The organism is Prevotella brunnea (assembly GCF_008016795.1).
Taxonomy (GTDB): Bacteria; Bacteroidota; Bacteroidia; order Bacteroidales; family Bacteroidaceae; genus Prevotella; species Prevotella brunnea.
The window spans coordinates 24,523-47,748 of the sequence record NZ_SDIK01000029.1; the positions used below are offsets into that span (position 1 = coordinate 24,523).

The window sequence follows — 23,226 nt, forward strand, 5'->3', positions numbered from 1 at the left end:
ATTCCCTTCTTTTCCTCTCTTGTGAGGGAAAATGGGAATAAGGCTTTTTTATTGAATTACCGGATTATGAAAGTATTAGTAACGAACATAGGTATTCTTGCCGGCGTGGGACACGAGGGAAAACGCTGTCTGAAAGGTGAGGAAATGTTGAAACTCAATACCATCGAGCATGCTTTTCTATATGTGGAAAACGGACGTATTGTTGATTACGGCGCACGTGTAGATACACCCCAGATAGGGCGCGACGTATTGGTGGTCGATGCAGAAGGTGGCGCCGTGTTGCCATCGTTCTGCGATTCCCATACTCATGTGGTTTACGCAGGCAGTCGCGAGGGTGAGTTCGTGGATAAGATTCGCGGGCTTAGCTATGCTGAAATTGCCAAACGTGGGGGCGGTATTCTCAATTCTGCCGACCGGTTGCATGAGCTTTCCGAAGAAGAGCTTTACAATCAGGCAATGCAGCGTGTGGACGAGGTGATTAAGAAAGGCACTGGAGCCATGGAAATTAAAAGTGGTTATGGACTGACGCTGGAAGATGAATTGAAGATGTTGCGCGTAATCCGCCACATTAAACAGACTGCTCCGATAAAAGTAGTGGCTAACTTCCTTGGTGCACATGCTGTGGGAAGAGCCTATACGGGACGCCAATCAGAATATGTAGATCACATCATCAACGATATGTTGCCGGCAGTGGCAAAGGAACATCTTGCCGACTTCATTGACGTCTTCTGCGATGAGGGCTTCTTTACTCCCGATGAGACGCGCCGACTGCTACAGGCAGGAGCGAAGTATGGGCTGCGAGGAAAAATTCATGGCGAGGAACTTGCCGTCTCGGGCGGAGTGGAAATTGCTGTGGAGTGTAATGCCTTGTCAGTGGATCATCTCGAAGCCATGGACAACCGCGACATTGAGTTGCTCAAGAATTCAGAAACCATTCCCACGGCATTGCCCGGCACTTCGTTCTTCCTGAACATGCCATTCGCACCCGGCAGAAAAATGATAGAAGCCGGATTGCCATTGGCGATAGCTTCCGACTACAATCCCGGTTCTACGCCATCAGGCGATATGAAGTTTGCCGTTTCATTGGCTTGTATCAAGATGCGTCTCATGCCGGCAGAGGCTATTAATGCAACAACATTGAATTCCGCCTGTGCAATGGGAATAAGCGAAGACTATGGATCGATAACAAAGGGCAAAGTCGCCAACTTCTACATCACCGACCCAATCCCCTCCATCGACTTCATACCCTACGCCTATACCACCCCCATTATCCGCCGGATATTCCTAAAGGGCGAAGAGTATCAGCGATAAACGTTTCCACTCAGAGAAAACAGAGGATGTGTCGCTATCAAACACATCCTCTGCGCTGAGAATAGCGATGTCCTTTGCGAGAGAATCCGGTTACGGCTAAGCAACAAGTCATGGATAAAGCATCCCTCAATGTTGGAAATGGACAATGATGATAGTTTGGAGAAATCAATACACTCATAGACATGAACTTTTTTCAGAAATTATTTAGAGGAACAGACGAAACAAAGTCTGAAACGAAAGAGCAAAACGAAGCAAAAGACTTTGAGGTCTTGAAATACGATGGTGTAAGAGCTTTGAAGACCGGACAATACGATTATGCGGAAAGGTGTTTCAAGCATGCCTTAGACTTAAAGGACGATTTGGAAATACACGACCATCTGTCGGTTTGCTATCTGTCGTCAGGGGAGTTTGGCGATGCTTATGAGGAATTGCGCTTACTCGCCGATGCGCAACCCGACAATGTGCAAATTCTCATCCGAATGGCAAATGTCGCTTTCATGATGGAGGACTATAACATCATGGCATCCAATTGCGAGAAAGCACTCTTGATAGATAAAGACAATGCGGAGGTAAACTATCTTTATGCGCAGGCAAGCAAAGGACAGGGTGATGACGTAAACACAGTGGCGTTGAGTACAAAAGCAATTGCGCTGGACAAACGATTTGGTGATGCCTATCTGCTTCGGGGGGAGACCCTGTTGCGAATGGAGAAACCTGATGAAGCCGATGAAGATGCCCTCTGGCTTTTGCAACATACCGACAATCAGGAGGAGGTTTTGTTGCTAAAAGCGAGAATAGAGCAAGCGAGAAATAACAAGGCTGTCGCATTGGAATATTATCATAAGGCTCTTGAGTCCAACCCATTTTCAGAAACTGCCTACAAGGAACGTGCCGAGCTGTATGCGGAATTGGGAGAGGACGACAAAGCGGCTGCTGACAATGAAAAGGCAGAAGCTTTGCGCCGTAGGAACGAGGGAGAGGTAAACGAACTTGGAGAAAATAAAGATTAGTAAAAAAGAAGCTGCGCAATGCTATTAGAATTGGAACAACTGAAACTTCCCGGAGCATTGAACCAACCACGATTCATTGCCGGGCCTTGCTCCGCTGAAACCGAAGAGCAGGTGATGACCACAGCCCTACAGCTGGCAGAGAAGGGTTGCAAAATCTTCCGTGCCGGCGTGTGGAAGCCAAGAACAAAACCGGGGGGCTTTGAGGGGAATGGCGAGAAGGCCTTACCATGGATGCGGATGGTAAAGGAACAGACGGGAATGTGCATTGCCACGGAAGTAGCTACCCCTGAACACGTGGAACTTGCCATGAAATACGGCATGGATATCTTGTGGGTGGGAGCGCGAACCTCTGCCAATCCCTTCGCCATGCAGGCATTGGCAGATGCGATGAAAGGACTAAATGTGCCGATTCTTGTGAAAAATCCCGTCAATCCCGACCTGGAGCTGTGGATAGGAGCATTACAGCGGCTCAATCAAGTGGGTATCCGCAGATTAGGCGTTATCCATCGAGGTTTTTCTTCTTATGAACAGAAGTTATATCGCAATTTACCCATGTGGCAGATTCCTATCGAACTGCATCGGAGAATTCCTGATTTGCCCATTTTCTGCGACCCAAGTCATATCGGAGGAAGAAGAGAATTGATTGCGCCCCTTTGCCAGCAGGCAATGGATTTAGGTTTCGATGGTTTGTTTGTGGAAAGCCATTGTTGTCCGGATGAGGCTTGGAGCGATGCCCGACAACAAGTAACGCCACATGAATTGTCGGAAATTATCGCCGCGCTCGTAGTCAGAGACAAGCACACGCAGAGCGAAGAACTCCAACAGCTGCGCTCACAGATTGACGAACTGGACAACAATCTGATAGTTTTGCTTGCCAAACGTTTCCTACTCTGCAGAGAAATAGGAAAATACAAGCGAGAACACAACATGACCGTGTTGCAAAGCATCCGATACAATGAGATGTTGAAGCGATGCGAGGATGAAGCCAATGCTTGCGGCATAGATTCTGACTTCGCTGCCCGGCTTTTCGAGATTATTCACGAGGAAAGTGTTCGGCAACAGCTGTTGATTTTACGACCTTAATCTTTCTTTCTCAAAAAGGCATACCATGAAAATATTGTTTCTTTCTTTGTTTCTGCTTGTCTCATTGGAGTCAAATGCGCAGTGCAGGTTAAGAATCATGGAATGGAATGTGGAGAACCTCTTCGACACGGAACACGATTCGTTGAAAAACGACAAAGACTTTCTGCCTTCTTCGCCACGTCATTGGACACGGGCGGCTTATTGGAGAAAGCTGAACAAGGTGGGACAGGGGATTATTGCCGGTGGTCTCAAAGACGGTTGGGGAAGACTCCCCGACTTAGTAGGTCTGTGCGAGGTGGAGAACGACAGCACGATGATTTATCTTACGGAGCGTTCATTGCTCAGAAAGGCACGCTACAAATATGTCATGACAGCTTCTCCCGATGAGCGTGGCATTGATGTGGCTTTGCTCTACTCGCCCTTTTCCTTTCGATTGTTGCATGCCGATACGATAAGAATAAAGCCCATGAAAGAAATGAAGCCAACCAGAGATATTCTGCATGTGGCAGGTGAGGTGATAAGTGGAGATACCCTCCACATTTTCTTGATTCATGCTCCAAGTCGTTCAGGTGGAGAAATTCAGACACGCCCTTTCAGAAAGTATGTTTCCGAATGCCTTTGTGCTGCTATCGATTCAGTAAGGCAGCATAATCACGAGGTAAAAATCATTGTCATGGGCGATTTCAACGATTATGCTCAAGATGCCTCACTGAAAAATCTCTATGCCCACGGTCTCGTGAATGTTTCAGAAAAAGCGAGTGGGACAAATGGAGCAAAGGGAACATATAAATATAAGGGAGCTTGGGGAAGTTTGGATCAAATACTTATCAGCAAGAACCTTCTGCCCAAAGTAAAGTGTTGTTTCATAAATGATGAGAAGTTTCTCATGGAAGAAGATAAAGTCTATGGCGGCTTCAAACCCCGGAGAACTTTTAATGGGATGCGTCAAAACGGAGGCTATAGCGACCATCTTCCCTTAATATTAGACCTCACCTTATAAGTTACGGATGAAAACCAATATCTGTTTTTGAAAAATAACAATCGGTAATTAATTTTTTTGTCTTATCTTTGCAGCCATGAGCAAAGGAAAACTACAGAAATTTGCGGAGATGGAAACCTTTAGTAATGTTTTCCAATATCCGTTTAGCGTCATAAGTAAGGAAGCGTTTCCAATGAAAGGACTTTGGAACGACAACTATTTCCATAATGCTAATCCCATCGTTTTGGAATTAGGTTGTGGAAAGGGTGAATACACCGTTGGACTGGCTCGAGCTTATCCGGATGTAAATTTCATAGGGGTAGATATTAAAGGTGCGAGAATATACACGGGAGCTAGACAGGCTTTGGAGGAACAACTTGATAACGTGGCTTTTTTGCGCACCAATATTGAGTTCATAGACAACTTCTTCGCTAAGGACGAGGTCAGGGAAATATGGCTGACATTTTCTGATCCGCAAATGAAGAATGTGCATAAACGCCTGACTTCTACTTTCTTCTTAAATCGTTATCGCAAATTTCTTATTGATAACGGTCTTGTTCATCTCAAAACCGACTCCGGTTTTCTTTTTACTTACACCACATACCTCATAGAGAAGAACCATCTTCCCATGGTGTTCCGAACAGAGAACTTATATGCCAATGAAATAACGAGCAACGAATCGCAAAATTATTCCATGCCCGATGATAAAACCCGCGAGATATTAGGCATTCGCACGTATTACGAGACACAATGGATTGAAAGAGGATTGAACATTAAATACATGAAATTCCGGTTGCCTTCATCAGGCACCCTAGTAGAACCTGAGGTGGAAATAGAATTGGACGATTATCGTTCTTACAAACGACCAAAACGTAGCGAGCTTCTCACTTCCAAATAGCAATCCATAAAATCTCTTATGGAAGATGTGGCATAAGAGGCGTATAGAAAGAGAGTTGCGCGTCTGATGCTTCTTCTTATCATTTCATTTTTGAACAATCTCACCGAGGATTGGCGTTACAAGAAGGAAGATTGATAGAGCAATGGTGGAATTTCTTTTTTAGAGACATGGTCTCTCACTAACTTTTAAGAAATTACCGGTGCGTGGTAATCCCTTTACCGGTGCTTGGTAATCCTCTTACCGGTGCTTGGTAATCCCTTTACCAATAAGTGGTAATAATCTTGAAGCATTAAGCCCAAATATCTATATTTGGTCTAATGACAGGTTAGAGAGTAAGTGGGATTGAGAAAAAAGATGGTCGTTTAGTAGTCTGCACTCCGACAATGATTGATCTCATGGATGATATAACAATACATATCCATTCCTTTTAATGCAGCCTTATTGAAATGGGGCGATGTTTCTCTTTCGTTTCGACATCTTCGTTTATCTGCTGCATTAACCACGAGCCTTTGTTCAAAGTATTTAGTTTTAACCATTCCGTACGCACTGTTCCGGATGGGTTTTGCCTGGGCTTTCTTCCCAAGCGTATCTCTTCGCGCAATGTCGCTGCCAACTCAAACGACTGCCATCTTTTCAGGATATAATCAAGCTGAGAAAGAGCTTCTTTCGTGTAATTGCCCATATAGAACGAATAGGCTCTGTTATACCAATAGTCGCGATTGTCGGGGTTGATCTCCAATGCTTTCGTATAAGCAACCACCGCACTATCGTACTGTTCCTCGCGAATACAAGCCATTCCGTATAGTTCGAAGATGTCGGCAATGTAAGGTTGTAGCTCAAGTGCTTTCCCACAATCTTCGTATGCACCTTTATAGTCTTCTAACCTGTATTTGGAAAGTGCCATCAGATACCATGCCTCATACAAATTGGGTTTTAAGGCAACGATACGATTGAAGATTTGCAATGATGCCACGTAATATCCCATGTCCAGCATTTTTCGCCCCTCTCCCATTAATTTCTTGATATTGTACTGAGCGGAAAGAGGTAGCGTAATAATTGCCAGCAGGCATATTACAAAGCATCGGATCATGGGGTTATCTCCTTGCCGGCTTTACTTTATATGCACAACGAAAATTGCCGGAAGCAAGCATCTTCAGCTTTTTGGCTATCATTTGCTTGCGGAAGGGAGAGATGTGATCGGTGAAGACTTTTCCTTCAATATGATCGAACTCGTGCTGAACCACACGTGCCAGATATCCGTCAATCCATTCGTCGTGTTCCTGCAAATTCTCATCCACGTATTTCACGTGCACTCGTTTGGCGCGCTTCACATTTTCGTGAATGCCCGGCAGCGACAAGCAACCCTCTTCTAATGTCTCGGTTTCGGAATCATCGAATTCCAAGATATGCCCATTGATGAACGCATGCTTAAAGCCCTTATATTCCGGATAATGCTCTGAAATAACATCCAAATCGATTACCACCAAGCGAATGGACTTTCCTATCTGTGGGGCAGCAAGTCCGATGCCATCGCTGGCAGAACAAGTTTCAAACATATCTTGTATCAATGTCTGCAATCCGGGATAATCCAAAGGAATATCCTCTGCTTTTTTGCGCAAAACAGGTTGTCCGTAAGTAAATATCGGTAAAATCATCTATAAAAAATTATGTTCTTCTCTGCTTTGAAGAAGCACCTTAATTTATAAGCCTTTCGACTTCATATAATCTTGTAGGATAATTGTGGCAGACACTTCGTCCACCAATCCTTTGTCGTTTCTTCTTGTTTTCTTTTTCACTCCTCCGGCAATAATAGCCTGATGAGCAATGGCTGATGTGAAACGTTCATCAAAGTATTCTATTGGTATTGCGGGCATGGCTTTCTTCCAGCGATTCACGAATTGCTGCACGCGAGCAAAGTTCTCACTCGGAGTTCCATTCAGCTGTAAGGGTCTGCCTATGACTATCCGTTCCACTTCCTCTTTCCGAACGTAGTTGTTCAAGAACTCGAAAAGTTCTGACGTGGGAACAGTCACCAATCCGTTGGCAATTATTTTCAATGGATCGGTGACTGCGATGCCGGTTCTTTTCTTCCCGTAATCTACGGAAACAATCCGACTCATTATTTAGAGAGCAACCAAGCGTCGGCGAATTGAGACCGCAATTGGTTGCGACTCTGAACTGCGGATGCCTTGCTGTCGTATGTGGCAGCCACAACGCGATACATATTAATTCCGGAATTATAAACTATCTGCGCACCATAGCCTGCATCCTGCAAACGACGGCACAACCCCTCTGCATTGGCTTTTACGCTGAATGAGCCGACCACTACACTATAAGTTTTCAAGCCCGTACCACTTACCAACGACACGTTCTCGCGACGAACAGCCTCATTGTCATAATTATCAACAACGCTGGTTTCAGTAACCGGTTGTGTCTCGACCGGTGCCACAACGGGGGCGTTGGTTGTCTCTGTGGCAGTCTCTGCTTCTGCAGCAGTATAACCGGAACGCTCTTGCGCTTTAGCCTTTTCGTAGGCTTTCTTATATGCACTTTCGCTTGATTTACAACCGGTGAAAGCAAGGGCAATACATATTGCCGCTCCAAAAATCATCAACTTTTTCATATACGCTTCTTATTTTATAATTATACTAATTCACGATTATTACGCGAAGATACGAAATAACCTCTAAAATGAAATAAACAGGGCAACTAAAGTTTGTTAAATAAAAGTAATATGACATTTTTAACATAAAATATACATGAAAAGTTATTGACTGTGAGATATTTTTATTATATTTGCGATTGATAATAATTGGTTTTAACTTTAACACTGAATGATTATGAAGACTTTAGGTTATATTGGTGCATTCCTCGGCGGTGCCATCGCCGGTGCGGCTCTCGGTATTTTGATGGCTCCGGAAAAAGGTTCAGAGACACGTACAAAGATTGCCGATGCGGTAGATGATTTCTGCAAACAGCACGACATAAAACTCAGTCGGAAAGAGGCAGACGAGTTCGTGGAAGACATTAAAGACGCAGCTTCTGAAGTACTCTAAAGAAAAGTATGTTCTCGAACAACGACAATGTAGAGACGATAGCTCAATTCATTGAGGTAGCCAAACATTACATCGGACTTCAGTATGAATACGTGAAGTTAAATGTTATTGAGAAGGTTGTAAAACTACTTACCGCCATCGCTTTGTTGGCGGTATTTGTAGGCTTGTTTTTCATCTCGCTGATATACCTCTCGTTCGCTGCGGCGTATGCCATTGAGCCGCTTGTAGGGTCGTTGGCAATAGCATATCTTCTTGTCGGACTTATTTACGTAGTCTTTCTCATTTTGTTCGTTCTTCTTCGGCATCAGCTTGTGGAGCGTCCGCTTGTAAGATTTTTAGCAAGACTTTTCATGTCAAGATAATTTCACCTCATGTTAAACAACTCACATTCACACGAACCCGTTTATAAGACTTTGAGCGAGATTAGATTGCGCAAGGCTCAGTTGCAAACTGATATAGCGAAAGACAATCAGCATATGTCGAAATTGTGGAACGATGTTTTTCACAACGGAAACCGCAGCACTTCTCCCACACGGCGGTTATCGGGATTTATGAACACGGGGGCTGGAATAATAGATGGGTTGCTTTTAGGATGGAAACTCTATCGCAGGTTCGGCGGAGGAAAGAAGCGCAATAGAGGTAAGCTCTTTTGGTAAAAAACGCTTTCTCATAGCGAAGAGATCTTAAAATCAAAAAGTGAGATTACCCGTTAAAGATAATCTCACTTTATTTTTTGTAACAAGTTTTCGGTTTCAATCTTGATAATAGACTCGCTTCACGCGGTTGCTTACATTTGTAAGCACTTCGTATGGGATTGTTTCCATAACATCGCTGAGAACGGTTACCGGCAGATGGTCGCCGAAGATTTCCACGCTGTCTCCTTCTTTGCAGTCAATGTCCGTCACATCTATTAAGGCAACGTCCATACATATATTTCCAACATAGGGCGCTTTTTTACCATTCACCAAACAATAACAGTTTCGGTTGCCGAGCCTCCTGTTCAATCCATCGGCATAGCCAATGGGAATTGCCGCGATGACACTGTCTCGCACAATGATTCCTTTGCGCGAATAGCCCACTGTATCGCCTTTGGGAACATTCCGCATCTGCAAAATTGTTGTTTTTAGCGTGGATACGTTGTTTAGAATCTCATTGTTCCGAGAGTTAATTCCATACAGCCCCAACCCCAGACGACACATATCCAATTGCCGTTCGGGAAAGTGTTCTATTCCGGCAGAGTTATCAATATGTCGTAATATTTTATGTTCAAAAGCTGCTTGGAGTTGTTTGCTTCCCTTATCGAATAACTCAAACTGATGGGCGGAAAATCTATCAAAGTCATTGCTGTCAGACCCTACAAAATGTGAGAAAACCGATCGGGGAATAACGGAGCTTTGCTGCTTCAGGCGGGTTATCAACTCATTTATGTCCGTGTGGGGATTGAAGCCCAAACGGTGCATTCCCGTGTCAAGCTTTATATGTACCGGGAAGCCTGTTACTCCTTCTTTTTGTGCCGCTTTTACAAGAGCGTCCAACAATCGAAAGCTATAAATCTCAGGTTCCAATTCGTAGTCGAAGAGCGTTTTGAAAGAACTCATCTCCGGATTCATTATCATGATACTGCTTGTAATCCCATTCTTTCGAAGGGCTACGCCCTCATCCACTACCGCTACGGCAAGATAATCTACACGGTGTTCTTGTAAAGTCTTGGCTATTTCCACTGCGCCGGCACCATAGCCATCGGCTTTTATCATGCAGACCAGCTTTGTTTCCGGCTTCATGAAAGAGCGATAGTGGTTTAAGTTGGCAACCACTGCTTTTAAGTTTACCTCCAATACGGTTTCATGCACCTTATTTACTAATAGCTCCGTCAGTCGGTCGAAGCCGAAAGAACGAGCTCCTTTCAGCAAGATGACCTCGTTGCTTAATCCACGAAACACCTCGCTGTGAACAAAATCGGCAACTGTTGGGAAAAAGAATTTTTCCGAAATATTCTTAAAAGCATCGCACTCGTGCGTCAGCGATGTCCCTATACCGATGAATTTTCTCACCCCCCGCTTTTCTATGAGCTCAGCGACCTCTTCATAAAGACGGCTCTCGGTCTTACCGCTTTGGAGAATATCGCTTAAAATCAAAGTCCGTTTGCGCCCTTTGTGGTCGGGGCGTCTATTCATGAAGTCTAAGGCTATGTCAAGCGAGTTTATGTCTGAGTTGTAGGAGTCGTTAATCAGCGTACAGCCGTGTTGTCCTTCTTTTACCTCCAAGCGCATCGCTACCGGTTCAAGTCGTTCCATTCGCAATGCCAGTTCCTTAGGCGTAAGTCCTAAATAAAGCGCGACAACGGCACAAGAGATGGCATTTTTTAGACTTGCCTCATCAATGAATGGTAAGGTGAACTTCCCATTTACTTTATTTTTCCATGTATAAGCAATGGTAGTGTTAATGTTTTGTTTCTCAATAGCTCTTACGTAGAATGCCACCGTGTCATCTTTCATCGACCAAGTGAGCTTTAATGCCGGATAATCGGACGTACACACGCATTTGGAAACTATCTCATCGTCCATGGAATAGACTATGGCTTCTGCATTTTTGAATAACAACAGTTTCTCTTTGCATTTTTCTTCCAATGAGCCGAAGTTCTCCTGATGTGCGGAACCAAGACTTGTCATCACGCCAATCGTGGGCTGAATAATGCGCTGCAATCGTATCATTTCTTTCGGTTTGCTGATACCTGCTTCAAAGACTCCCAGTTGTGATTGTTCGTTGAGCAGCCAAAGAGAGAGTGGTACTCCTATCTGAGAGTTGTAACTGCGAGGCGAACGCGTTACATTCATATTCTGCGATAGCAGTTGATACAACCACTCCTTCACCATTGTCTTACCGTTCGACCCCGTAATCCCTATCACGGGGATATGAAACTCTTTGCGGTGGCATTCTGCCAGCTGTTGCAAAGCTGTCAATGAATCGGCTACCATCAAGAAATTGGTCTGTGGAAACTCTGATAATTTATCCGGAAGTTCCTGCACCACAAAGTTTCTCACGCCTCTTCTATAAAGTTCCGGTATGAAATGATGTCCATCGTTCCGTTCTGATTTTAACGCAAAAAACACAGTCTCTTCGGGGAAACACAGTGAACGACTATCCGTTAAGACGAAGCTTATGTTAGCTTTGTTGTTGCCAATCAGTTTCGCGTCAATTAGGGATGATAACTTTTCTACAGAATAATTCATTGCACTTTTTATTAAGATACTTTCGCTCAGGCATGAAGCAAGAACGTTTGACTACATTGTAACGTAGTTTCGGATACAAAGGTAATCAAAAACTAAATAGCTTGCCTGCTTTCAGCTTCTTTTTTACCTTTTTTATTCTTCAATGCTGTTTCTTGGAACATTTAGGGCAATAACCTTTCACCATGAAATTAACGCCGGTCTGCTCAAAACCGTTTGGAAGTTGTAATTGTGGAACTGAAATTTCTGACAAGCAATAGGTATGCCGGCAGTGCTCACAGTAGAAATGCACGTGCAAGTCTTCATCTCTTAGGTGGTTTTCACTCATGCACAGTTCATAACGAACAATGTCGTTGCCATCCTCTACCTGATGTACCAAGTGGTGTTTGCGAAAAAGCACGAGACACCTAAAGATGCTCGACTTGTCAATGGTTTGTAATTTCACTTCTAATTCCTTCATCGACAATGGATAGTTTTCCATCGCTAAAGCCTCAGCGATTATCATTCGGTTGGCTGTGGGTTTTATTCCGTGTCTTGTAAGCAATTCTTCTATATCCATTTTTTCTTATTCTTTCTCTATGCGCTTATGGAACAAATAGCTTTTTTTGCGTTCATGTTTTGAAAGCTTTTCTATACTTTCTTTATCTATCGAACGAAATATTATATTTTTCTTCAATTATTTGTTTTCGCTTCATCATGTTCTCTATAAAAGTCTTATATTCTGTAGAGTCCTCATTGAAAGGGCGATGGGCTAAAGCTCGCTTTATGGGTTGCCAGTCATCCAAAAACTTTTTTGCATATTCCGAGAAATACACTTCAACCATTCGTTCCCAAATATATTCTATTGCCTGCTCATTGGGATGTAGCATATCAGGTTTATAGAAGCGGTAATCGCGAAGCTCATCGTTCACAATTTCATAGGCAGGGAAGTAAACCAAATGCCCGGAAGAATTATGTACCACCCGATGAACCGCCAAAAGGAGAACGGATTTGGACAGCTGACTTGCATGATATCCATACTTTGCGTATCGGATGGGACTTACGGTAAAAATAACGTTCACATTCGGTTTCACCGCCTGTAGCAATCCAACGACTTTTTTAAGATAAGCCGCACATTCTTCTGTTGTCAGTTCTTTCTCTTCGAACAATCGTTGTGGGCGTTTTCTACAGTTATCCACTATTTCTCCCGTCGCTTTCTCTATATATACATGATTGGTTCCCAAAGTGACCACCACGGTATCAAAGGTCTCCTTGATTTTCTCAACCGTGTGAAGAACGGAGGCAGGATTATACATCACGCCGAATGGATTAACAATTACCGAGAAATGTTCTTCAAGGAAGCGTCTTCCTATATTATCTGCAAAACAAGAGCCAACAAATAGCATACGTTCACCGGGACGTATTTCAAAAATGGGCTTGGGGATATCAACTATTGTTCTGAACTTCATAATTACAAAGATAATAATTTTTTCCTGATGTCATTTCAGTCAAGTGGCTTTTTTAATTTTGTCGCAAAAGACAATGAGATTAAACCAAGATACATCGTTTATACGTCCAACACCAAACCATCATAGGCCAAATGGACATTTTTCGGCAATCGCTTTTGGGTTTCACCATGTAGCCCTATCTCGTGGGTGAGATGAGTTAAGTAAGTGGATTTCGCACCGATTTGCCGACTGAACTCCACGGCGTCTCCCACAAGCTGGTGTGAGTGATGCTCTTTCTCCCATCGAAGTGCGTTCACTACTAACGTATCCACGCCCTCCAGATAAGCAAGCTCTTCGGGATTTATCGTTTTCATGTCCGTGATATATGCCATCTTCCCTATCTTGAATCCAAGGATGGGTAAATTCCCATGCATTACCTCCACAGGCATCACCTCCACATCACCAATCGTAAAACTCCGATGCGCATCAATGCGGTGCAAAATTAGTTTGGGAACGCCGGGATAGAGTTTGTCAGTGAAACAGTAAGGAAGCGTGTGTCGCAATCCATTGCAAGTAGTCTTATTGGCGAAAACGTCAATGTCGGAAAGTTTGCTATAGGGTCGCAAGTCGTCAATCCCACCTACGTGGTCATAATGAATGTGCGTGATGAGTACTCCATCTATCCGGCGAAAGGGTAATGGGAGAATTTGTTGTCGAAAGTCTGGTCCGCAATCTATTAGAATCCTTGTATGTTCTGTTTCCAATAGGGCAGATGTTCTCAGCCGCTTGTCTCTCAAGTCATTACTAAGACAGACGTTACACCTACAGCCTATTACCGGAACTCCATTGGAAGTTCCCGTTCCCAAAAATCGTAATTTCATATTTCGGTAGCGACTAAAGACAACGCACATTCCATGTCAATTATTCCATGTCATTTCATGAAAGCGAACTAATCTTCTGCATGGATTGTTCGTATCGACAGTCTATTCTCAAACTGAGACAGTCGTTTATTTTATGTTTACTTCCGGATAAATGTCTATTCCGAATTTAGCCTTTACATCTTTTTGAATTGCCTCGCAAAGGTACATCACTTCCTGACCTGTGGCACCTCCCCGGTTGATCAATACCAAAGCCTGTTTTTCGTAAACTCCCACTTTACCCAACGTTCTGCCTTTCCATCCGCACTGCTCTATCATCCACCCAGCGGGGATTTTCTCGTGCTTGGCATCAATGGTGTAATGGGGCATGTTCCGGTATTGGGAGGCAAGCTCTTCGTATTTTGACCGTGCCACAATGGGGTTCATGAAAAAACTTCCACCGTTTCCCAACATGTTAGGATCGGGAAGTTTCGCGTTGCGTATCTCAATGATGGTTTCCCGCAGTTCTTCTGCCGTTGGATTCACAATCCCTTTCTTTTCCAAAGCCGCGCGAATATTTCCGTAATCCAGCTTCGGCTCGTATGTCTTTGACAACTTGTAAGTAACCGATGTGATGAGATATTTGTCTCGCCAGTCGTGTTTGAACTTACTTTGACGGTAGCGGTATTCACACATTGATTTTTTTATCTGTACAATTTTTCCCGTAGCTATTTCTACCGCCTCAATCTTTTCTATCAAGTCTTTGGCTTCTGAACCGTATGCACCAATGTTTTGAACCGCGCTCGCACCTACTTCTCCGGGGATGAGCGATAAATTCTCAGCTCCATAAAGGTTGTGTTGGACACAGTATGCCACAAAATCGTCCCATACGTATCCCGATCCACACTTTACGTGCTCTTCATCGATTTGCTTAAGATACTTGATGCCGGAGTGAAGCACAGTGCCATCATAATCTCCGGTCAGCAACAGGTTGCTTCCACCACCGAGAATCAGCAAAGGCAAGTCATCGTCGTTAAGATGCTTCACTATCTTTTGTGCCTCGTCCACGGAGTCATATTCAATGAATCTCCTACATTTCACGTCTATGCCGAAAGTGTTATGTTTCAAAAGGCTATAATTTCTCAAATCTTTCATGCTGGTTCATCCTTTTTGGCAAATTCCACTTTTTTGCGTGGTGAATACATCAATAGGCTATGATTTTCACCAACTTCCATGTCTCTCCCTTTTTCTTAAACACGAGTTGTGTTTCTATACCATTGGAAAGTCCGCGGAAAGTCAAGATTTTCTTTTTTCTTTCCTTGTATTTCTGACCGTAAAGGATGTTATAAATCATATCCCCCGGTATTTCCGGTAGAAAACTGCTCCACTCTTCAGCCGGAATCGTGGTGTGCACATGGTTGGTTTCCTCTCCGTTGGGGTCTGGACCATCGTAGGTTAAGGGATGGGCAACATGGGTAAGGTTTTTCGACACAAAGAACTTTTGCAGGAATTTCAAGAACGAAGCATTATGATTTGAAGAAAAACCCACATTTCGAATTTGGTTCATCGTCCAATATCCGGCTTGATGATCGAACCAATATTGTTCCACAAGTCCTTCTTTCAAGTGGATTTTCTCCACAATCACAGTGTCCAAGTCTGTGGATTTTGCCCATTCCGCCTGCGATTCATCATCAAAGATAAGTGTATAATATCCCTGCGGACGGAAGAAATGGTCGGTTTTCCATGCCTTGCGATTGATTTGAGTAGTCTTTCCATTGGTAACAACTGCCAGCGGAAACTTGATGCGACTGCGCTGTAGTTTCTTGTTGGCTATGAAGTTGAAGAAGAAGTCGTCGAACAATTGGTCGGCTGCTTTTGGCATTGGGGTCTCCTCGATGATGGCAGCGGTGGTGTCCACGGTTGTCGCGGTATCGGCAAATGAGGAATCAACTGCTGTGGAATCAATTGGTTCAACCTTTTTGTTGGAACACCCAATGGTCGTAAACGTCATAAACGCGCAAAAAACAACAAGAAATAAAACTGCTTTTCTCATATCTGTATATTGTTCTCTAATTCGATGCAAATGTACGATATTTATTTCTAATAATACAGCAAAAACTTTTTTTTCTCGCAGCTGTCTTTCTTGTTCAAATTATAAGTTGTATCTTTGCACTAAAATTTAAGAAAATGATCTTAGAAAAGATAGAAGAACTCCTGAGAGAAGTAAGTGCTGTTTCTGCCAAAAACGCCGAGGAGGTGGAGCAACTTCGTGTGAAATATCTTAGCAAGAAAGGTGAAATCAGTGCTTTGATGAGCGAATTTCGCAATGTTGCCGCTGACCAGAAAAAGACGGTAGGGATGAAGATAAACCAGCTCAAGACACTCGCACAGACAAAGATCAATGAGCTGAAAGAGCAAGTTGCCACGAAAGAAGAGATTGACGACGACCTTGACCTTACCAGAACGCCTTATCCCATTCAATTGGGTACGCGCCATCCACTCACCCTTGTAAAGAACGAAATCATAGATATTTTCGCGCGTATGGGCTTTACGCTCTATCAAGGACCGGAAATCGATGATGACAAGCACGTGTTCACGATGTTGAATTTCGCTGCGGATCATCCCGCACGCGATATGCAAGACACATTCTTCATTGAGCGCACCAATACGATGGATGTTACCAAGAACGTACTTCTCCGCAGTCATACCTCCAATGATGAAGCACACTATATGTCCACCCATGAGCCCCCCATTCGAGTGCTCTGTCCGGGACGTGTCTATCGCAACGAGGCTGTCTCGGCTCGCGCCCATTGCTTCTTTCATCAGGTAGAAGGACTCTATGTGGACAAGAATGTCAGCTTTACCGACCTCAAGCAGGTGCTGCTCACATTTGCGCGAGAGATGTTTGGAGCTGATACCAAGATACGCCTTCGCCCGAGCTATTTCCCATTCACGGAACCAAGTGCGGAAATGGACATTAGCTGCAATATCTGTGGAGGGGAAGGATGTGGCTTCTGTAAACATACGGGTTGGGTGGAAATCCTCGGATGCGGAATGGTTGATCCGCACGACCTTGAGGCTTGTGGCATTGACTCGACTGTTTATACCGGATACGCATTCGGAATGGGTGTGGAGCGCATTGCCAACTTGAAATTTCGTGTAAACGACCTTCGTTTATTCTCGGAAAACGACATACGTTTCTTACACGAGTTTGAAAGTGTATTATAAAGTAAACACACATTCGTATAAAATCTTTGAAAAGAAGGCTGCCATCGTTCATGGCAGTCTTCTTTCAGTTTTGGCACATGATGAAACTGATAACAATTTGTCCCACATACATGGTTTTGACACTGGGAGCTATCTTTTATGACGCCCCCCATTAAACCCAAATCGGACATTAGGATTTCTCGGGGTTATATGGCAGTGAGCAATTCTTTTATCTTTCCCCGATAGTGTCCTAAATGATTTCGTGCCCCTCCCCCACGTACGGTTGTATCAAATCATGAGACTTGACGTATTTTTGTTTCAATGCAGAATAGCACATACCTTCTTATCATTTCAATTCATATTCAGATGGTGGCTAACAAACGCTTGATAGCGAGCATTCGCCTCGACCAAAACCGCGAAATTATATTACAAAAACTGCGTCAGAAACATACCTTGTAATCTACTGATAATCAGAATGATATTGATTGTAATTTAAAAGGTAAGCTTTTGCACTCTAATTCATGACCTTTTGCATTGCAAAAGCTTACCTTTTGGAAAGCAAAAGCTAAGCTTTGGATGGATGAATGAAGAAAATTTAGGACACTGTTGAACTTTTCACATATAGCAGGGAAGGATTTTCGTGTTTTCAATGGCGTTCGGCTAAATAAAGAGAATGTGCTTATCTCTTGTCTTGCCCGGACAAGCGCAGGTGTTGATATGAGTTTATTGCGTGTGGTTTTTGCCAAGGCAGTGTCATTATTAAACAAGTTTGGGCTGACTTTTCTAATTTGGAAAGTCAGCCCTTTTGCATCTTTGTTCTTACCGGAACAATTATAATAGGAACAAATGTAGATGGTTTATCTGATAGCCATGAATGTCAATAATCCACGTTCTTTGCCTGATTGGCTATGAACACGCCACCGAGAATTAGCGCACTGCCAATGTAAGACATTAGTACCATATTTTCACCAAGAACGAAATAGCTGGCTACAACAGTGGCTATGGGGCTAAGATAAATATAATTGGCTGTTTTGAGTGCTCCCAATTTTGTTACCACCCAGCTCCACAAAGCGAAACATACGAACGATGCGATCAGTCCGAGGAAAATAAGGTTGCCCCAAACTTCCGGATTGAGAAAACCTTTGAGCGGAAAGTGCCAAGGCTCAATCAAATACATGGGTAGCGTGGTTAGCACACCATAGATGAATACTTTTCGGGTGATAAACACAGAAGAGTATTTGCTCGCAGCTTTCTTGATAAGCAATGAGTAGAAAGCCCAACTAATGGCAGCAGTCAGAGCCAACATATCCCCCAAAGACTTGATATTCAACTCAAAATGGTCTTTGAAAATGACAAATCCCAATCCCACCAATGCCATGATGGAACCAATAGCAAGCATCCAGCTGAACTTTACTTTCTTACTGAACATGAGCGCGATGATGACCGTTAGCAGTGGTGAGGTGTTGGCAATGAAGCTCACATCGTTTACATAGGTCAGTTTTACGGCATAGTTCTCTGTGATGAAATAAAGCGAACCGCCCAAAATACCCAAAAGTAGCATCATTAGTTCATCTTTCCAATTTCCGCAGAAAACTTTTTTGGGCGAAATGAACCAAATGCAGATATAAGCAATGGCAAAACGCAGGAGAAAAACATCCTGTGGTTTCAGACCATTATCTACGAGTACGCGTGTGTTCACGAAAGTAACACCCCATACGATAACCACAAATAGGGCTACTAAATGGTAAAATAGATTTCGCATTGTGCTTGGTTGTGTTGTAGTATTTGATTTCATGCTGCAAAGATAGGAATAAATGAATAAAAAGCTTATATAAATCCGTAAAAAATTATCTCCCAGAGAACTTTTTTTTATTTATGTGTTCCTTTTCTTACTTTTTTACCAAATAAATGGGCAACACATTCTTGTTTTTCCCGATTTTTCAACACAAACCTGTTCATTCTCATCATAAAATTGTACCTTTGTGGCAATATTGATTTATAAAAACTAATTTGTATGATGGTTAAAATCACTTTCCCGGACGGCTCCATTCGCGAATACGAACAGGGAGTTACCGGACTTCAAATCGCAGAGAGCATCTCACCGGCTCTCGCCCGCAACGTTGTATCTTGTGGGGTGAATGGTGTAACGACGGAACTTAACCGTCCTATTAATGAGGATGCTACAATAGCACTTTATAAGTTTGAAGATGAAGAAGGAAAACATACCTTCTGGCATTCTTCGGCTCACTTACTTGCTGAGGCGTTAAAAGAACTCTATCCGGGAATTCAATTCGGATTCGGTCCTGCAATAGAAAACGGATTCTTCTATGACGTACAGACAGCTGACGGTACTCCGATTTCTGAGAATGATTTCCCGAAGATAGAGAAGAAAATGCTTGAATTGGCGAGAAAAGATTCTCCCATAGTTCGTCGTAACGTTGCGAAAGACGATGCTGTAAAGGAATTTAAAGCTGATGGGCAGACTTATAAGGTAGAACATATCGTAGAAGACTTGGAAGACGGAACAATTTCTACCTATTCACAAGGAAATTTCACTGACTTGTGTCGCGGTCCTCATCTTGTGTCCACAGGAGCTATCAAAGCCGTGAAACTAACAAGTGTAGCCGGTGCATTTTGGCGTGGCGATTCTAATAGCGATCAGCTGACACGTATTTATGGTATCACGTTTCCAAAGAAGAAAATGCTGGACGAGTATCTCGTCATGTTGGAAGAGGCCAAGAAGCGCGACCATCGCAAGATAGGTAAAGAAATGGAACTCTTCATGTTCTCCGACAGGGTAGGAAAAGGACTTCCCATTTGGCTGCCAAAGGGAACGCAAATGCGACTTCGCCTGCAAGAAGTTCTGAGAAAGTTGCAACGACCTTATGGCTATCAGGAAGTAATCACGCCCGGAATCGGTGGAAAGAACTTGTACATCACCTCCGGACACTATGCACATTATGGCAAAGATTCCTTCCAACCCATTCAAACACCGGAAGAAGATGAAGAGTATATGTTGAAACCAATGAACTGTCCGCACCATTGTGAAATCTTTGCGAGCCGACCACGTTCCTATAAAGATCTTCCCTTGCGTATCGCTGAGTTTGGTACTGTTTTTCGTTATGAAAAGAGTGGCGAACTGCACGGCTTGACGCGTGTGCGTACTTTCACACAGGACGATGCGCATCTATTCGTTCGTCCCGAACAAGTGAAAAAGGAATTTGAAGACGTTATTGATATCATCCAAAAGGTATTTACCACCTTTGGGTTTGAGAACTATGAAGCGCAAATCTCACTTCGAGACCCTGCGGACAAAGAGAAATATATCGGTTCCGACGATGTTTGGGAAGAGAGCGAGAACGCCATAAAAGAAGCTTGTAAGGAAAAGGGATTGAAAGCTCGTGTTGAAATCGGAGAGGCAGCGTTCTATGGACCAAAGCTTGATTTTATGGTGAAGGATGCTATCGGGCGTCGTTGGCAATTGGGTACCATTCAAGTAGACTATAACCTTCCGAACCGCTTTAAACTGGAATATACCGCCGAAGACAATACGAAGCAAACTCCGGTGATGATACACCGTGCACCATTTGGCTCTTTGGAACGATTTACCGCGGTGCTGATTGAGCATACTGCCGGACATTTCCCACTCTGGCTGACACCCGATCAAGTAGCCATCCTCCCTATCTCGGAGAAATATAATGGTTATGCCGAGAAAGTGAAGTCATTCCTTGAGGATAAAGGTATAAGGGTGCTGCTGGATGATCGCAACGAAAAGATTGGTCGTAAGATTCGCGATAACGAATTAAAACGCGTTCCATACATGATAATCGTGGGCGAACAGGAAGAAGCGAAAGGGCTTGTCTCCATGCGTGTGCAAGGAGGTGGCGAACAAGCTACCATGCCTATGGCAGACTTTGCAAAGCGCATCAATGATGAAGTCAGTGGACAATTGAAGAATTTGGATTGAAATAGATATTGACATCGTGAATTATTTGCACAATGCTTATGGAATAATGGTCTTGCACAGCTCTGTGCGAGACTATTAATGTAGTAGCCGTTATGATGTTTCAGATATTTCGACTGAGCCGATATTTCATAAACGAATCTTTACTATAGCTATTAAAGCAAATTTTTAATAAATAGAACTATTTATCATGTACGAAAAAGTAATTCAAGTACTCTTTTCTTTAGGTCTTATTTTTACCCTATATAGTCTTATTTTTAAAAATGTGAAGATAAAGGATAAACAGCTTAGGAAAGTAACTTGTGAACGCGACTTCCTTTTAGCAATTCTTTATTTGTACCTGATTCTTAGAAATTGGGATTTCTGATTAAGGTTTGTAATTTAGTACTTTGTTATATAAAATAAGGTGAGAAATAAGACTTGAAACAACGAAAAGTACTCAAAAAGTTTGGTTAATCATTTGAAAAATAGTAACTTTGCAGCCGTTTAATCAATAAAAACCATTATAAATATAGTTGATGAAAAATGACAAAATGAAGTTTCAGTACCGGGTGAACGAGCAAATTCGCGCTCGGGAAGTACGTGTGGTAAGTGATGGGGGGGCTGAAGTGATACCCACTCGCAAAGCTCTCGAGCAGGCTCATTATGAAGGGCTCGACTTAGTAGAAATATCTCCCAACGCACAACCTCCTGTTTGTCGTATCATCGACTATTCAAAGTTCCTTTACCAGCAGAAAAAACGTCAGAAAGAGATAAAGCAGAAGCAGGTAAAGCAGGATGTAAAGGAAATTCGTTTCGGACCGCAGACCGATGAGCATGATTATCAATTTAAGCTCAAACATGCGCAAGAGTTTCTCAACGATGGGAATAAGGTGCGCGCTTATGTGTTCTTTCGTGGTCGTTCCATCCTGTTTAAGGAACAGGGCGAAGTATTGCTTCTAAGGTTTGCCAACGACCTCGAGGAATTGGCAAAGGTGGAACAATTGCCTAAGCTTGAGGGAAAGAAGATGTTCCTCTATCTCTCTCCAAAGAAATCAGGCACCACCAAGAAGAGCCAGCAACGTCGCGACCGTGAGGAAGCAGAGAACAATGCCAAAGCAGAAAGCAAGAAAGAGCCAACAGCGTTGGATAATGGAATCTTCGGTAATGCGAAGAATGGGGTTGACGCACTCGCGAAACTAAAGAAAGAATAGCTTCCCGAGTATTTCCGATGAGGAAAATATCGGCAAGCTTCCTGTGCGTAACGTCTTGGTATATACGTTACCACGGATGAATAAATAACAATTTAAATAATAAAAAAATGCCAAAACAAAAAACAAATTCCGGTGCTAAAAAGAGATTTTCTTTCACCGGTACAGGTAAGATTAAGCGTAACAAAGCTTATCACAGTCACATCTTGACTAAGAAGACAAAGAAACAGAAGAAAAATCTCGTTCGCTCTACAATAGTGGACAGGAGCAACATGAAACAGGTACGCGACTTGTTAAATCTTCGTTAAATCACATTAGTCAAACAAATTAAAAGGAAAGAAAACTATGCCAAGATCAGTAAATCATGTTGCTTCAAAAGCAAAGAGAACTCGAATTTTAAAGAAGACCAAGGGTTACTTTGGTGCTCGCAAAAATGTTTGGACGGTTGCCAAGAATACCTATGAGAAGGGTTTGACTTACGCTTATCGCGATCGTCGTAACAAAAAACGTAATTTCCGTGCGTTGTGGATTCAGCGTATCAATGCCGCCGCTCGTCTTTATGATATGAGCTACAGCCAGTTGATGGGTGCGCTCCATAAGAATGGTATCGAAATCAACCGTAAAGTGTTGGCAGACCTTGCCATGAACAATCCGGAAGCATTCAAGGCGATTGTTGATAAAGTAAAATAAACGAAGCCTGACTCCTTACGAGAAGGAGGTAAAACATAAACAACTAAAGAGCCATTATCCGAGATGTGGATAATGGCTCTTTTTGGAAACATCTGTTTTCTCCTGAAAGCACTTATCAGTTTTGTTGTTCATAGCTTTTGCTTGTCATTATAAAATCATGCATTCTGAATCACTTAACACTGTCATATTTCCTGTATTAATTGGCTTGTCATGCTTGTCAAAACGCAGGACGATATCTGAGCACGTCTTGTCTGGGGTAAAGTCTTTTGGGACTCAATGCTTTGATTCTATGAATTATGAAAATAAACGGTAGTGTCCTTAAAAGTG

General features: G+C 43.1%; 24 protein-coding genes. 13 read left to right on the top strand and 11 right to left on the bottom strand.

Features of this window, described 5'->3' with window-relative positions; genetic code table 11:
* The first annotated feature begins 66 nt into the window (after nucleotides 1-66).
* The 5 genes from hutI to trmB all read left to right on the top strand — a co-directional run bounded on the left by hutI (nucleotide 67) and on the right by trmB (nucleotide 5,281).
* A complete protein-coding gene (gene hutI, locus ETF27_RS04415) occupies nucleotides 67-1,311 on the top strand; it encodes an imidazolonepropionase (protein WP_147785543.1) in 1,245 nt (414 codons plus the stop codon).
* A gap of 182 nt (nucleotides 1,312-1,493) precedes the next feature.
* Complete coding sequence (locus tag ETF27_RS04420; RefSeq protein ID WP_147785544.1) at nucleotides 1,494-2,321, top strand: tetratricopeptide repeat protein; 828 nt, start codon at nucleotides 1,494-1,496, stop codon at nucleotides 2,319-2,321.
* 18 nt (nucleotides 2,322-2,339) lie between these two features.
* Nucleotides 2,340-3,404 carry a bifunctional 3-deoxy-7-phosphoheptulonate synthase/chorismate mutase type II gene (locus tag ETF27_RS04425; RefSeq protein WP_147785545.1) on the top strand — a complete coding sequence of 355 codons (1,065 nt, stop codon included), beginning with the start codon at nucleotides 2,340-2,342 and terminating at the stop codon, nucleotides 3,402-3,404.
* A gap of 25 nt (nucleotides 3,405-3,429) precedes the next feature.
* Nucleotides 3,430-4,404: an endonuclease/exonuclease/phosphatase family protein gene (locus ETF27_RS04430; RefSeq protein ID WP_130829544.1), complete on the top strand. Its 975-nt coding sequence runs from the start codon at nucleotides 3,430-3,432 to the stop codon at nucleotides 4,402-4,404.
* A gap of 76 nt (nucleotides 4,405-4,480) precedes the next feature.
* Nucleotides 4,481-5,281, top strand: coding sequence for a tRNA (guanosine(46)-N7)-methyltransferase TrmB (trmB, locus tag ETF27_RS04435; RefSeq protein WP_130829545.1), 801 nt, complete (start codon nucleotides 4,481-4,483; stop codon nucleotides 5,279-5,281).
* 427 nt (nucleotides 5,282-5,708) lie between these two features.
* Here the strand turns inward: trmB and ETF27_RS04440 are convergent, their stop codons facing one another.
* The 4 genes from ETF27_RS04440 to ETF27_RS04455 are packed head-to-tail and all read right to left on the bottom strand — an operon-like array spanning nucleotide 5,709 to nucleotide 7,904.
* Nucleotides 5,709-6,371, bottom strand: coding sequence for a tetratricopeptide repeat protein (locus ETF27_RS04440; protein ID WP_147785546.1), 663 nt, complete (start codon nucleotides 6,369-6,371; stop codon nucleotides 5,709-5,711).
* Between the two features lie 4 nt (nucleotides 6,372-6,375).
* Nucleotides 6,376-6,936, bottom strand: a complete 561-nt coding sequence (gene def, locus ETF27_RS04445) for a peptide deformylase (protein ID WP_130829548.1) — start codon at nucleotides 6,934-6,936, stop codon at nucleotides 6,376-6,378.
* 45 nt (nucleotides 6,937-6,981) lie between these two features.
* On the bottom strand, nucleotides 6,982-7,401 hold the full coding sequence (gene ruvX / locus ETF27_RS04450) for a Holliday junction resolvase RuvX (RefSeq protein WP_130829549.1): 420 nt from the start codon (nucleotides 7,399-7,401) through the stop codon (nucleotides 6,982-6,984).
* A complete protein-coding gene (locus ETF27_RS04455) occupies nucleotides 7,401-7,904 on the bottom strand; it encodes an SPOR domain-containing protein (protein WP_130829550.1) in 504 nt (167 codons plus the stop codon). The genes ruvX and ETF27_RS04455 overlap by 1 nt, the downstream gene beginning before the upstream one ends.
* A 217-nt stretch (nucleotides 7,905-8,121) precedes the next feature.
* On the opposite strand from ETF27_RS04455, the gene ETF27_RS04460 reads away from it, so the two are divergent.
* Genes ETF27_RS04460 through ETF27_RS04470 form a run of 3 tightly spaced genes read left to right on the top strand, consistent with a single transcriptional unit; the run spans nucleotide 8,122 to nucleotide 8,993 of the window.
* On the top strand, nucleotides 8,122-8,337 hold the full coding sequence (locus ETF27_RS04460) for a YtxH domain-containing protein (RefSeq protein WP_130829551.1): 216 nt from the start codon (nucleotides 8,122-8,124) through the stop codon (nucleotides 8,335-8,337).
* Between the two features lie 8 nt (nucleotides 8,338-8,345).
* Nucleotides 8,346-8,699 carry a phage holin family protein gene (locus tag ETF27_RS04465; RefSeq protein ID WP_130829552.1) on the top strand — a complete coding sequence of 118 codons (354 nt, stop codon included), beginning with the start codon at nucleotides 8,346-8,348 and terminating at the stop codon, nucleotides 8,697-8,699.
* Between the two features lie 51 nt (nucleotides 8,700-8,750).
* A complete protein-coding gene (locus ETF27_RS04470; RefSeq protein WP_308535108.1) occupies nucleotides 8,751-8,993 on the top strand; it encodes a hypothetical protein in 243 nt (80 codons plus the stop codon).
* A 96-nt stretch (nucleotides 8,994-9,089) separates the two neighbouring features.
* On the opposite strand, the gene ETF27_RS04475 is transcribed toward ETF27_RS04470, so the two are convergent.
* From ETF27_RS04475 to ETF27_RS04500, 6 genes are all read right to left on the bottom strand, one after another.
* A complete protein-coding gene (locus tag ETF27_RS04475) occupies nucleotides 9,090-11,567 on the bottom strand; it encodes a bifunctional UDP-N-acetylmuramoyl-tripeptide:D-alanyl-D-alanine ligase/alanine racemase (protein ID WP_130829554.1) in 2,478 nt (825 codons plus the stop codon).
* A gap of 139 nt (nucleotides 11,568-11,706) precedes the next feature.
* Complete coding sequence (locus ETF27_RS04480; protein ID WP_130829555.1) at nucleotides 11,707-12,123, bottom strand: Fur family transcriptional regulator; 417 nt, start codon at nucleotides 12,121-12,123, stop codon at nucleotides 11,707-11,709.
* An 82-nt stretch (nucleotides 12,124-12,205) separates the two neighbouring features.
* Nucleotides 12,206-13,012: a GSCFA domain-containing protein gene (locus ETF27_RS04485; protein WP_130829556.1), complete on the bottom strand. Its 807-nt coding sequence runs from the start codon at nucleotides 13,010-13,012 to the stop codon at nucleotides 12,206-12,208.
* Nucleotides 13,013-13,110: 98 nt separating this feature from the next.
* Nucleotides 13,111-13,872 carry an MBL fold metallo-hydrolase gene (locus ETF27_RS04490; protein WP_130829557.1) on the bottom strand — a complete coding sequence of 254 codons (762 nt, stop codon included), beginning with the start codon at nucleotides 13,870-13,872 and terminating at the stop codon, nucleotides 13,111-13,113.
* A 126-nt stretch (nucleotides 13,873-13,998) separates the two neighbouring features.
* Nucleotides 13,999-15,003: a UDP-N-acetylmuramate dehydrogenase gene (gene murB, locus ETF27_RS04495; protein ID WP_130829558.1), complete on the bottom strand. Its 1,005-nt coding sequence runs from the start codon at nucleotides 15,001-15,003 to the stop codon at nucleotides 13,999-14,001.
* 49 nt (nucleotides 15,004-15,052) lie between these two features.
* Nucleotides 15,053-15,901, bottom strand: coding sequence for a DUF4348 domain-containing protein (locus ETF27_RS04500; protein WP_130829559.1), 849 nt, complete (start codon nucleotides 15,899-15,901; stop codon nucleotides 15,053-15,055).
* A gap of 134 nt (nucleotides 15,902-16,035) precedes the next feature.
* Here ETF27_RS04500 and pheS point away from each other — a divergent pair, with 134 nt between their 5' ends.
* A complete protein-coding gene (gene pheS, locus ETF27_RS04505; protein WP_130829560.1) occupies nucleotides 16,036-17,076 on the top strand; it encodes a phenylalanine--tRNA ligase subunit alpha in 1,041 nt (346 codons plus the stop codon).
* Nucleotides 17,077-17,932: 856 nt separating this feature from the next.
* Here pheS and ETF27_RS04510 read toward each other — a convergent pair.
* Entirely contained in the window at nucleotides 17,933-18,817 is an 885-nt protein-coding gene (locus ETF27_RS04510) for a DMT family transporter (protein WP_240048127.1), read from the bottom strand.
* A gap of 255 nt (nucleotides 18,818-19,072) precedes the next feature.
* Here ETF27_RS04510 and thrS point away from each other — a divergent pair, with 255 nt between their 5' ends.
* The 4 genes from thrS to rplT all read left to right on the top strand — a co-directional run bounded on the left by thrS (nucleotide 19,073) and on the right by rplT (nucleotide 22,899).
* Nucleotides 19,073-21,022 (top strand): threonine--tRNA ligase, encoded by a 1,950-nt coding sequence (gene thrS, locus ETF27_RS04515; RefSeq protein WP_147785547.1) that lies wholly within the window; start codon nucleotides 19,073-19,075, stop codon nucleotides 21,020-21,022.
* A gap of 515 nt (nucleotides 21,023-21,537) precedes the next feature.
* On the top strand, nucleotides 21,538-22,212 hold the full coding sequence (gene infC, locus ETF27_RS04520; RefSeq protein WP_130829565.1) for a translation initiation factor IF-3: 675 nt from the start codon (nucleotides 21,538-21,540) through the stop codon (nucleotides 22,210-22,212).
* 107 nt (nucleotides 22,213-22,319) lie between these two features.
* On the top strand, nucleotides 22,320-22,517 hold the full coding sequence (rpmI, locus tag ETF27_RS04525) for a 50S ribosomal protein L35 (protein ID WP_130829566.1): 198 nt from the start codon (nucleotides 22,320-22,322) through the stop codon (nucleotides 22,515-22,517).
* A gap of 37 nt (nucleotides 22,518-22,554) precedes the next feature.
* Nucleotides 22,555-22,899, top strand: a complete 345-nt coding sequence (gene rplT, locus ETF27_RS04530) for a 50S ribosomal protein L20 (protein ID WP_130829567.1) — start codon at nucleotides 22,555-22,557, stop codon at nucleotides 22,897-22,899.
* The last annotated feature ends 327 nt before the right edge of the window (nucleotides 22,900-23,226 follow it).

Bases quoted from the DNA above. Each gene is read 5' to 3' on its own strand.
- hutI (WP_147785543.1), top strand. From the start codon at position 67: ATGAAAGTATTAGTAACGAACATAGGTATTCTTGCCGGCGTGGGACAC.
- ETF27_RS04420 (WP_147785544.1), top strand. From the start codon at position 1,494: ATGAACTTTTTTCAGAAATTATTTAGAGGAACAGACGAAACAAAGTCT.
- ETF27_RS04425 (WP_147785545.1), top strand. From the start codon at position 2,340: ATGCTATTAGAATTGGAACAACTGAAACTTCCCGGAGCATTGAACCAA.
- ETF27_RS04430 (WP_130829544.1), top strand. From the start codon at position 3,430: ATGAAAATATTGTTTCTTTCTTTGTTTCTGCTTGTCTCATTGGAGTCA.
- trmB (WP_130829545.1), top strand. From the start codon at position 4,481: ATGAGCAAAGGAAAACTACAGAAATTTGCGGAGATGGAAACCTTTAGT.
- ETF27_RS04440 (WP_147785546.1), bottom strand. From the start codon at position 6,371: ATGATCCGATGCTTTGTAATATGCCTGCTGGCAATTATTACGCTACCT.
- def (WP_130829548.1), bottom strand. From the start codon at position 6,936: ATGATTTTACCGATATTTACTTACGGACAACCTGTTTTGCGCAAAAAA.
- ruvX (WP_130829549.1), bottom strand. From the start codon at position 7,401: ATGAGTCGGATTGTTTCCGTAGATTACGGGAAGAAAAGAACCGGCATC.
- ETF27_RS04455 (WP_130829550.1), bottom strand. From the start codon at position 7,904: ATGAAAAAGTTGATGATTTTTGGAGCGGCAATATGTATTGCCCTTGCT.
- ETF27_RS04460 (WP_130829551.1), top strand. From the start codon at position 8,122: ATGAAGACTTTAGGTTATATTGGTGCATTCCTCGGCGGTGCCATCGCC.
- ETF27_RS04465 (WP_130829552.1), top strand. From the start codon at position 8,346: ATGTTCTCGAACAACGACAATGTAGAGACGATAGCTCAATTCATTGAG.
- ETF27_RS04475 (WP_130829554.1), bottom strand. From the start codon at position 11,567: ATGAATTATTCTGTAGAAAAGTTATCATCCCTAATTGACGCGAAACTG.
- ETF27_RS04480 (WP_130829555.1), bottom strand. From the start codon at position 12,123: ATGGATATAGAAGAATTGCTTACAAGACACGGAATAAAACCCACAGCC.
- ETF27_RS04485 (WP_130829556.1), bottom strand. From the start codon at position 13,012: ATGAAGTTCAGAACAATAGTTGATATCCCCAAGCCCATTTTTGAAATA.
- ETF27_RS04490 (WP_130829557.1), bottom strand. From the start codon at position 13,872: ATGAAATTACGATTTTTGGGAACGGGAACTTCCAATGGAGTTCCGGTA.
- murB (WP_130829558.1), bottom strand. From the start codon at position 15,003: ATGAAAGATTTGAGAAATTATAGCCTTTTGAAACATAACACTTTCGGC.
- ETF27_RS04500 (WP_130829559.1), bottom strand. From the start codon at position 15,901: ATGAGAAAAGCAGTTTTATTTCTTGTTGTTTTTTGCGCGTTTATGACG.
- pheS (WP_130829560.1), top strand. From the start codon at position 16,036: ATGATCTTAGAAAAGATAGAAGAACTCCTGAGAGAAGTAAGTGCTGTT.
- ETF27_RS04510 (WP_240048127.1), bottom strand. From the start codon at position 18,817: ATGCGAAATCTATTTTACCATTTAGTAGCCCTATTTGTGGTTATCGTA.
- thrS (WP_147785547.1), top strand. From the start codon at position 19,073: ATGGTTAAAATCACTTTCCCGGACGGCTCCATTCGCGAATACGAACAG.
- infC (WP_130829565.1), top strand. From the start codon at position 21,538: ATGAAAAATGACAAAATGAAGTTTCAGTACCGGGTGAACGAGCAAATT.
- rpmI (WP_130829566.1), top strand. From the start codon at position 22,320: ATGCCAAAACAAAAAACAAATTCCGGTGCTAAAAAGAGATTTTCTTTC.
- rplT (WP_130829567.1), top strand. From the start codon at position 22,555: ATGCCAAGATCAGTAAATCATGTTGCTTCAAAAGCAAAGAGAACTCGA.